Source organism: Saccharopolyspora sp. NPDC045941, assembly GCF_056431445.1.
In genome coordinates this window covers 45205-54842 of record NZ_JBWKKU010000064.1, presented here as the reverse complement: position 1 = coordinate 54842, position 9638 = coordinate 45205, and the positions used below count along the sequence as shown (strand labels likewise).

The following is a 9638-nucleotide window of genomic DNA, read 5'->3' as shown; positions in this document are numbered from 1 at the left end:
GCCTCGGGCAACGGCAAGGGCCAGATCTTCGTCAAGGGCGAGGTGATCAAGACGGTGCCGGAGCACCAGATCGTCGAGACCCTGATCGAGGAGGCGATGCGCATCGCCGAGGACATGGAGCCCGCCGACGACGAGGCCGGGGCGCCGGTCGTCACCGTCAGCTGATCCAGTGCGACCGGCCGTCCCCGGTTCAGGGGGCGGCCGGTCTCGCTTTTCCGGACTTCTGCGCGCCGCGCCCGCGGTGAATCCGCGGCGATCCGTCGACCGGGCTACTCCGAATGGGTGAGTGCCGGTTCGGGGCGGTGTGGTGCACACCGGCCGGTGGGGCTCTTCACCCCGGGTTTCTGGCAGTCTTGGCAGGTGCTCAAGCTCGCCGGTGCACGGCTGTTGGAGGAACGCGACGCGGTGCTGGTCCGTTCCGTGCTGGATTCCGCCCCCGTCGCGGCCTGCATGGTGGCCGCGCGCGTCGAGGAGGCCGGCATCCACCCGTTGCGCCTCGGCGGCGAGCTCTGGGGCTACGGCGGCAAGCTCACCGGGATGTGCTTCTCGGGCGCGAACCTGATCCCGCTGCGCGGCGGACCGGCCGCGATGCGCGCCTTCGCCGACCGCGCGCTGCGCCGGCGCCGCGTCTGCTCGTCGCTGGTCGGCCCGGCGGAGCAGGTGCTCGCGCTCTGGAGCGAGGTCGCGGCGCAGTGGGGCCCGGCGCGCGAAGTGCGCGCCGATCAGCCGCTCATGGCGCTGTCCGAGCCGCCCTGGGTAGCCCCGGACCCGCTGGTGCGCCCGGTCCGGCCGGACGAGCTGGACCGCTACCTGCCCGCTGCGATCGCGATGTTCACCGAGGAAGTCGGGGTGGACCCGTCCAGCGACGGCGGCGCGGCGAGCTACCGGGCGCGGGTCGCCGACCTGATCGCCGGTGGCCGGGCGTTCGCCCGCTTCGAGGGCGGCGAAGTGGTGTTCAAGGCCGAGATCGGCGCGCTGTCCCGCACGGTCGGGCAGATCCAGGGCGTCTGGGTGCACCCGGACCGGCGCAGCACCGGGCTGGGCACGGCGGGAACGGCCGCAGTCGCGGACCGGCTGGTGCGCGGCCTCGGCCGCACGGCGAGCCTGTACGTCAACGGCTACAACACCGCGGCCCGGGTGGCGTACCAGAAGGTCGGTTTCCGCCAGATCGGCTCCTTCAGCACGGTCCTCCTCTGAAGGTCCACTGTGGATGATGATCTGCGGTTTCAATTGAAACTGCAGGCCACCGGTGGGTACCGAGCCCCAGTTTCAATTGAAACCGTGGTCTCCCGTGCGGCGTGCGTTGACCGAACGGGCAACGGGTCGGAAAAGGGGTGTGGACGTTTCGGGGCATTTCGGCATACTCGCGGACATGGTTTCCTCGCGGATCTTGGTCGGCGCGGCGGCGCTACTGCTGCTGCCGCTGGCCGCTTGCAGCACCGGGCCGTCTGAAGAAGACGTCGCCGCCTCCTTCGTGAACGCGGTGGCGGCGGGTGACGCGGTCGGTGCGGCGAACCAGACCGACTCCCCAGACCAGGCCAAGCAGGCGCTCGAAGCGGCCCGGCGGAACCTGGCGCCGACGGCCGCGCACGCGACGGTCCGCGAGGTGACCGAGGACGCGCAGGGAACGCCGACGGCGCGGTTCGACATGTCCTGGGACTTCGGCGCGGGCAAGGTCTGGAACTACTCGAACGAGCTCAAGCTCGTCGAGCAGGAGCAGGGCTGGAAGGTCCGCTGGGCGCCCGCGGTGCTCCACTCGCAGCTGGCGGCCGGGCAGACCCTCGCCTATCGCGAGCAGCGCCCGGACCCGGCGCCGGTGCTGGACCGCGACGGCAAGCAGCTCATGGGGCCGGAGCAGCTGGTCACGGTGAGCCTGAGCGCGCAGGAGGCCGGGGACGTGCCCGGCGTCGCGGCCTCGCTGGCGAACGCGCTGAAGACCGTCGAACCCGCGATCACCCAGCAGTCCATCCTGGACGGCGTGGCGAAGACGCCGCAGGGCCAGCCCTATGCGGTGGTCACGCTCCGGCAGGGCGACTACGAGCAGGTCAAGTCCCGCATCTACGACCTGCCGGGCGTGCGCTTCCCGGCCCAGACGCGGCTGGTCACCACCGAGCGCGGGTACGGCACGCAGGTGCTCGCGGGCGTGGCGCGCGTCGTCGACCAGCAGGTCCAGGCGAACGCCGGGTGGCGCGTCGTGACGCTCGACGCGGCCGGTCAAGAGGCCGCGGAGCTGCACGGCGTCGCGGAGCGGCCGGTCGCGCCGACCAACGTGACCCTCGGCGACCGCGCGCAGCGGGCCGCCGAGCAGGCGGTCGACCCGGTTCCGCAGGCCGCGATGCTGGTGGCCATGCAGCCGTCGACCGGCGAAGTGCTCGCCGTGGCGCAGAACGCGCCCGCCGACGCGCAGGGCCCGGTAGCGCTGTCCGGCCAGTACCCGCCGGGTTCGACGTTCAAGACGGTGACCGCGACGGCCGCGCTGGGATCAGGGAAGGCGGGCATCGACACCCCGGTGGAATGCCCGGCGGAGAAGGTGTTCGACGGCCGGCCGCTGCCGAACGACAAGAAGTTCGACCTCGGCGTGGTGCCGCTGCGGACGGCCTTCGCGCACTCCTGCAACACGTCGTTCGCGCAGCTCGCGGTCGACATGCCCGGGGAGGCCCTGACCGACGCCGCGGGCCAGCTCGGCCTCGGCGTGGACTTCGAGATGGCCGGCGCGACCACCATCACCGGGAAGGTGCCGCCGGCCGGCAGCACGGTGCAGCGCGCGGAGAACGGCATCGGGCAGGGCACGGTGCTGGCCAGCCCGTTCGGCATGGCGCTGGTGACCTCGTCGATCGCCGAGGGGCGGATGCCGGTGCCGACGCTGGTCCGGGGCGCGCAGACCAAGGCGGACGCCACCCCGCAGCCGCCCGCGCCGCAGACCCTCGACCAGCTCCGCGCGATGATGCGCGAGGTGGTCACCGGCGGGACGGCGACCGCGCTGAACGGCTCCGGCGACGTCCGGGGCAAGACCGGGACCGCGCAGTTCGGCGACGGCACCCACTCGCACGGCTGGTTCGTCGGCTACCGAGGCGACCTGGCCTTCGCGGTGCTGGTGACGGACGCGGGCTCGTCGGGGCCGGCCGTCGAGGCGGCGAAGCGCTTCCTGGCGGGCGCCTGATCGCTTCACGTGATCGGGTGATCACCTAAGGTCAGCTTGGTGCTACGTTGTAGCTCATGGAGCGGATCGGCGTCCGCGAGCTGCGGCAGCACGCCAGTCGATACCTGAAGCGGGTCGCCGCCGGGGAATCGATCCTGGTGACCGATCGGGGTCGCGCCGTCGCCGTGCTCAGTCCGCCCACGCGTGACCAGGCCCTGTACGACGAACTCGTCGCCGCCGGGGAGCTCGTGCCCGGCGAAGGCGGTGAGCTCCCCGAACCGTTGCCGGCAGCACCGACCCCGAACGTCTCCGACCGGCTGCTGCGCAGGCGTGAACAGGAGCGGTTTTGATCTACTTCGATTCCTCCGCGCTGATCAAGCTGATCGCCCCCGAGCCGGAGAGCAAGGCGCTGAGCCAGTGGGTCCGCGAGCGCTGGGAGCAGCCCCGCGTCACCAGCGCGTTGTCGAAGGTGGACGTGCTGCGCACGTTCCGCGAGGTCGGTCCGGCCGCCGAGGACCTGGCGTCGATCATCGTGTCCAAGATCGACCAGCTGCCGGTGAAGCAGGACGTGCTGGACGTGGCCACCGAGCTGCGCTGCAACGTCGGCCCGGTGGACGCCATCCACCTGGCCTCCGCCTACAAGATCAAGGACGGCCTGCACGCCTACGTCTCCTACGACCCGGGGCTGCTGGCGGCGGCCGCCGAGGCGGGCCTGACCACGGCCTCCCCGGGCGCGAGCTGACGCCGATCCACCGCAATTTCCATTGAAATCGAACCTTCGATTTCAATGGAAATTGCGGCCCGGCGGTGAGGAGATCGGGCGCGGAGCGCTCGTGACCGCCACCCGGAGTTCGGGCGGGCATCGCGGTTACAGTGGTGGGCATGCCGGTTCGAGCTCCGTTGAAGCCAGGCGTGCAGACGCCGCGTCGCCCAGTCCCTGCGCACATCGAGCGCCCCGAGTACGTCGACAAGCCGGCTCCCCAGCGCAGCACCGACCCGTACGTGCAGCCGCCCGAGGTCATCGAGGCGATGCGGGTGGCGGGCAAGCTCGCCGCGCAGGCCCTGGTCGAGGCGGGCAAGGCGGTGCAGCCGGGCGCGACCACCGACCAGGTCGACGCGGTGGTGCACGAGTTCTTCTGCGACCACGGCGTCTACCCGTCGACGCTGGGCTACCGGGGCTTCCCGAAGTCCTCCTGCACTTCGCTGAACGAGGTGATCTGCCACGGGATCCCGGACTCGACGGTGATCGAGGACGGTGACATCGTCAACGTCGACGTCACCGGCTTCATCGGCGGCGTCCACGGCGACACCAACGCGACGTTCCTGGCCGGCGAGGTCTCGGAGGAGGTGCGCCTGCTGGTGGAGCGCACCCACGAGGCGCTGATGCGCGGCATCAAGGCGGCCAAGCCGGGGCGGCAGCTCAACGTGATCGGCCGGGTCATCGAGTCCTACGCCAAGCGGTTCGACTACGGCGTGGTCCGCGACTTCACCGGGCACGGCATCGGCCGCGCGTTCCACAGTGGACTGGTGATCCTGCACTACGACGAGCCGTCGGTGCAGACCGTCCTGGAGCCGGGCATGACCTTCACCATCGAGCCGATGATCACCCTCGGCACCCACGAGTACGACATGTGGAGCGATGGCTGGACGGTGACGACGAAGGACAAGAGCTGGACGGCCCAGTTCGAGCACACCATCCTGATCACCGAAGAAGGCAACGAAATCCTGACCCTGCCCTGATTCAGGGGCTCCAAGCTCGTTTTGCGTGGCGGTGCGGGTAGCGGCCCCCCTGCGGGAATCACGGCAGCCTTCTCGACTCCGGGATCCCCGACTTACGTATGACCAATACGCGGCGTCGGGGCTGTCCTCGCGAGAAGAGGTCTGAGAACCCGCGGCGGTGCAAGTTGGTCAGGTGGGCTAAGCGGCTTCGCCGCTTGCGGCCGCTATTGGACGTGAGATTCGAGCGTCGCGGCGGCGGTTGTGCGTTCGCGGTGCGCACCTTCGGCTGCCCGCATCGGCTTTTGGATTGGTCTGGGAGTGGATTGGTCGGCGATTTCGCGCGAAATCGGCGTTCCGCACGCGTGCCAGGTGGCGATTTCGCGCGAAATCGCCAGCTGCCCTGTCTGCGTCAGGTGCCCGGCATCGACGCTGGTGTTGGGCGGTGCCTGTGTTTGTGCAGGTGGGTGGTCGTGAGCGGTTTTGGTTGTCATAGCCGCTAAAAGCACTCACGAGCACTCGTCTGGGGAGACGTTCAGGCTGCTGGTTTCGCGCGGGTGTGCCGGTGGTTCGGTGGTGCCTTCGGGTGGGCTCTGGTGATGAGGTAGGAACTTCGTGTGAATGCGGTGCTGATCGCCGGGACCACCTCCGATGCCGGGAAGAGCGTGGTCACCGCCGGGATCTGTCGTTGGCTGGCGCGCGGCGGCGCTCGGGTTGCGCCCTTCAAGGCGCAGAACATGTCCAACAACTCCGTGGTCACGCCCGATGGCGGCGAGATCGGGCGGGCTCAGGCCGTGCAGGCCGCCGCGTGCGGCGTCGAGCCCTCGGTGCGGTTCAACCCGGTGCTGCTCAAGCCCGGCAGCGACCGCAGTTCGCAGGTCGTGGTGCTGGGGCGGGTCGCAGGTGAGGTGACCGCGATGTCCTACCGGGCTCGCAAGGCCGCCCTGCTGGACACCGTCGTATCCACGCTGGAAGGGCTGCGCGCGGAGTACGACTACGTCGTGTGCGAGGGCGCCGGGTCGCCGGCCGAGATCAACCTGCGGGCCAACGACATCGCCAACATGGGGCTCGCGCAGGCCGCCGGGCTGCCGGTGCTGGTGGTCGGCGACATCGACCGCGGCGGCGTGTTCGCCCAGCTCTTCGGCACCCTCGCGCTGCTGGACGCGGCGGATCAGGCGTTGGTCGCCGGATTCCTGATCAACAAGTTCCGCGGCGACCCGGCGTTGCTGGAACCGGGCCTGGACCAGCTGCGCGCGCTGACCGGTCGCCAGGTGCACGGCGTGCTGCCGTGGGCCGAGGAGCTGTGGCTCGACGCCGAGGACTCACTGTCCTATGTGGCCGATGGGGTGATCGGGCGGCCGGCGCCGCCGAGGGGCGCGCAGTGGTTGCGGGTCGCGGTGCCGAGGCTGCCGCGGATCTCCAACGCCACCGACGTGGAGGCGCTGGCCGCGGAACCCGGCGTCGCGGTCCGGTTCGTCACCGAGCCGTCGCGGCTGGCCGACGCGGATCTGGTCGTGCTGCCCGGCTCGAAGTCGACGGTCGCGGACCTGGACTGGCTGCGGCGCAGCGGCCTGGCCGAGGCGATCGGCGCGCACGCCCGCGCCGGGCTGCCGGTCGCCGGCATCTGCGGCGGTTTCCAGATGCTGACGCGGCGCATCGTCGACGAGGTCGAGTCCGGTAGCGGCGCGGTCGACGGGCTGGGGCTGCTCGACCTTGAGATCGAGTTCGCGCCGCGCAAGACGCTGGCCCGGCCGCGCGGCCAGGCCTTCGGCGAGCCCGTCCAGGGCTACGAGATCCACCACGGCGTCGCGGTCCGCCGCGGCGACCTCGCGCCGCTGGTGAGCTTGCCCGGCGGGCAGGTCGAGGGCGGTGTGGCCGAGTCCGTGCTCGGCACCCACTGGCACGGGTTGTTCGAGAACGACGCCTTCCGCCGGTCCTTCCTGCGCTGGGCCGCCCGGCGCGCCGGACGGGACGGCTTCGAACCGGCCGATGGCACCGTCTTCGCCGAGGTCCGGGCCGGGCAGCTCGACCTGCTCGGCGACCTGGTGGAGAAGCACCTGGACACCGACGCCCTGCGCCGACTGCTCGACGACGGCGCACCGACCGGCCTTCCGTTGCTGCACCAGGAACTCCGCTGAGCCGTTGCGCACCACAACCCGTGTGATCCCGGTAACGTCTTGGCCATGGCCGAGTTTTCCGTTGATGAAGCCCGCGAGCGGCTGGTGGAGCTGCTCGACCGCGCCGAATCGGGGGAGGAGATCGTCATCACCCGGTTCGGCACGCCGTCGGTGTGGCTGCAGCCCGCGCGCGGTGGATCGACCGGCGGTGGTTTCGCCGCCGGGGTGATCGCGGCGTCGTGGGTGGCCCCGGCCGCCGGAGACGCGTTCGACGTCGGAACCGACTACTGGCCGGACTCCTCTGCCTGACCAGGGTCTGAACCCACCTGGCTGAGCAGTTCGTCGAGGAATCCGCCCGCCTCTTCGGCCGCCCGGCGCGGATCGCCGTCGCGCACCGCTTCCAGCAGCTCGGTGTGCGAGACGTGCTGCTCCGGTGGGATCGCGGGGTTGAAGGTGGTCGCAACGCTGGAGGCCACCGTTTCGCGGATCCCGTCGTAGAGCGAGATCAGCACCGGGTTGTGCGAGGCCGCGACCAGCAGCCGGTGGAACTCGGCGTCGGTGACGATGACGTCCGCGCTGTCCAGGCGCTGCACCGCCTCGTTCCGGCTGTCCAGGCAGGCCGTCAGCTCGCGCAGGTCCTCGTCGGTGCGCGCGCCGGCGGCGAGCCGGGCGCCCTCCACCTCCAGCGCGCGCCGGACCTCCAGGACCTGACGCAACTCCGGGCCGCACAGCTTGCGCACCGCCCCGGAGATCTCGTTGGTGGCGCGCACGAACGTGCCGTCGCCTTGCCGCACTTCCAGCAGCCCGGCGTGCGAGAGCGCGCGCACCGCCTCGCGGACGGTGTTGCGGCCGACGCCGAGGGCGTTCACGAGCTCGGTCTCGGGCGGGATCTTCTCGCTCAGCGGCCATTCCCCGGACGCCACGAGCTCGCGCATCTGGGCGATGACCTGATCGACCAGCCCGGTCCGTTTGGCAGTGACCAAAGGCACTGACAGGTCCTTTCGTCCAAACATCCTACGTTTGACATAATAGGCCGTGATGTCTACGAAGTCACGACCCCAGCATGTCCCCGACCAGGTGGCTGACCAGGACGCCACGCGACTCGCCGCCGGACGCCATCCGGATGGCTTCTCCGCCGAGAACCAGGGCGCCGCGGAGCCGGTCTTCCCGAACCGGCACGTCGCCGTCGCGGGTGGGGGACTGCTGCTCGCCGGCGTGGCGCTCGCTGCGGCGAACATGCGCCCGGCGGTCACGAGCCTGGCGTCGGTGCTCGGTGAGGTCCGCGACTCGCTCGGTGCCTCGACGACCTGGGCGAGCGTGGTGACTTCGGTGCCGACGCTGTGCTTCGGGATCGCCGGCATCGGCGCTCCGCTGCTGGCGAGGCGGATGGGCATCAACAAGGTCATCGGCGCGTCGCTGGCGGTGCTGACGCTCGCGATGCTGCTGCGCGTCGTCGACGGTCCGTGGACGGTGCTGGGCGGGACCGTGCTGGTCTGCGCCGCGATCGCGATGTGCAACGTGCTGATCCCGGTGGTGGTCAAGGAGTCCTTCCCGACCCGCGTCGGGATGGCCACCGCGTTGTACACCACCGCGATGGCGGCGGGCGGCTCGACCGGCTCGGCCCTCACGCCGTACCTGAACTCCACCACCGGCAGCTGGCGCCTGTCGCTGGCGACCTGGGCGGTCGTGGCGCTGGCCGCGTTGTGCGTGTGGGTGCCGGCGACGGCTCGCCGCTCCTCGACGCGGGAGGTGTCGGGCACCGCGTCGACGAGTCCGCGGCGTTCGCTGATGCGCAGCCCGCTGGCGTGGGTGATCACCGTCTACTTCGCCCTGCAGTCGCTGGTCGCCTACGTCGTGATGGGCTGGATGCCCGAGGTGTTCAAGGGCGCCGGGATCGACAGCACGACCGCGGGCATGCTGCTCGGTCTGCTGCTGCTGATCGGTGTGCCGATCAACATGATCCTGCCGCCGCTGGTGACCCGGACCCGCAGCCAGTCCTGGTGGGCCATCGGGCTCGCGGTGCTGACCCTCACCGGACTGCTCGGTCTGCTGCTGGCGCCGCAGGCGCTGCCGGTGGTGTGGGCGCTCGCGATCGGCATCGGGATGAGCGCGTTCCCGCTGGCGCTGGTGCTGATCTCGCTGCGGACCGCCAACGCCGCCGACACCGGGTCGCTGTCCGCGATGTCGCAGAGCGTCGGCTACCTGATCGCGTCCTTCGGGCCGTTCCTGTTCGGCGTGCTGCACGACGTGACCGGCACCTGGTCGGCGTCGCTGACGGCGATCGTGGTGATCGTCGCGATCCAGGCGGTTTTCGGCGTCATCGCGGGTCGCCCCCGCACCATCTGACACCCCGCGGTTCTGCGAAGGGCGTCCTCGGCCGGTCCGGTCGAAGACGCCCTTCGCATCTGGCGGACTGCGCCGATGGTGTGAACGACGCCGAATCGGATTTGCGGGCGAGACGGCACTGACACCATTGATCGCCGTGGGTGGTGTCGCGGGAACGCGGCGCCGCCGGGATACCCGGCTCGCTGCCGTTGTTCCCCGGCCTTCGGCAACGGGTCGCGGGGGGGGGGGGGGGGGGGGGGGGGGGGGGGGGGGGGGGGGGGGGGGGGGGGGGGGGGGAGGGGGAGGAGGGGGGGGGGGGGGGGGGGGAGGGTGGGGGGGTG

The 9638-nt window shown here is 71.1% G+C and carries 9 protein-coding genes and 1 pseudogene; 9 read left to right on the top strand and 1 reads right to left on the bottom strand.

What is annotated here, in order from left to right; translation table 11 throughout:
* The 8 genes and pseudogenes from AC07FN_RS36360 to AC07FN_RS36325 form a co-directional block, all read left to right on the top strand.
* Window positions 1-165: pseudogene (locus AC07FN_RS36360) on the top strand (flavodoxin-dependent (E)-4-hydroxy-3-methylbut-2-enyl-diphosphate synthase); the annotation flags it as partial.
* A gap of 195 nt (window positions 166-360) precedes the next feature.
* Entirely contained in the window at window positions 361-1197 is an 837-nt protein-coding gene (locus AC07FN_RS36355; protein WP_478399724.1) for a GNAT family N-acetyltransferase, read from the top strand.
* A gap of 175 nt (window positions 1198-1372) precedes the next feature.
* On the top strand, window positions 1373-3160 hold the full coding sequence (locus AC07FN_RS36350) for a penicillin-binding transpeptidase domain-containing protein (protein WP_478399723.1): 1788 nt from the start codon (window positions 1373-1375) through the stop codon (window positions 3158-3160).
* Window positions 3161-3216: 56 nt separating this feature from the next.
* A complete protein-coding gene (locus tag AC07FN_RS36345; RefSeq protein WP_132494125.1) occupies window positions 3217-3489 on the top strand; it encodes a type II toxin-antitoxin system Phd/YefM family antitoxin in 273 nt (90 codons plus the stop codon).
* Complete coding sequence (locus tag AC07FN_RS36340; RefSeq protein WP_132494124.1) at window positions 3486-3881, top strand: type II toxin-antitoxin system VapC family toxin; 396 nt, start codon at window positions 3486-3488, stop codon at window positions 3879-3881. Before AC07FN_RS36345 ends, AC07FN_RS36340 begins: the two co-directional genes overlap by 4 nt.
* A gap of 140 nt (window positions 3882-4021) precedes the next feature.
* Window positions 4022-4879: a type I methionyl aminopeptidase gene (map, locus tag AC07FN_RS36335; protein ID WP_452616583.1), complete on the top strand. Its 858-nt coding sequence runs from the start codon at window positions 4022-4024 to the stop codon at window positions 4877-4879.
* A 593-nt stretch (window positions 4880-5472) separates the two neighbouring features.
* On the top strand, window positions 5473-6993 hold the full coding sequence (locus tag AC07FN_RS36330; protein WP_478399722.1) for a cobyric acid synthase: 1521 nt from the start codon (window positions 5473-5475) through the stop codon (window positions 6991-6993).
* Between the two features lie 45 nt (window positions 6994-7038).
* Window positions 7039-7281: a type II toxin-antitoxin system Phd/YefM family antitoxin gene (locus AC07FN_RS36325; RefSeq protein ID WP_478399721.1), complete on the top strand. Its 243-nt coding sequence runs from the start codon at window positions 7039-7041 to the stop codon at window positions 7279-7281.
* Here the strand turns inward: AC07FN_RS36325 and AC07FN_RS36320 are convergent.
* Window positions 7257-7961 carry a FadR/GntR family transcriptional regulator gene (locus tag AC07FN_RS36320; protein WP_478399720.1) on the bottom strand — a complete coding sequence of 235 codons (705 nt, stop codon included), beginning with the start codon at window positions 7959-7961 and terminating at the stop codon, window positions 7257-7259. The two genes, AC07FN_RS36325 and AC07FN_RS36320, sit on opposite strands and share 25 nt — an antisense overlap.
* A 49-nt stretch (window positions 7962-8010) precedes the next feature.
* Between AC07FN_RS36320 and AC07FN_RS36315 the strand changes: the two genes are divergently transcribed.
* Window positions 8011-9318 (top strand): CynX/NimT family MFS transporter, encoded by a 1308-nt coding sequence (locus tag AC07FN_RS36315; RefSeq protein ID WP_478399719.1) that lies wholly within the window; start codon window positions 8011-8013, stop codon window positions 9316-9318.
* The last annotated feature ends 320 nt before the right edge of the window (window positions 9319-9638 follow it).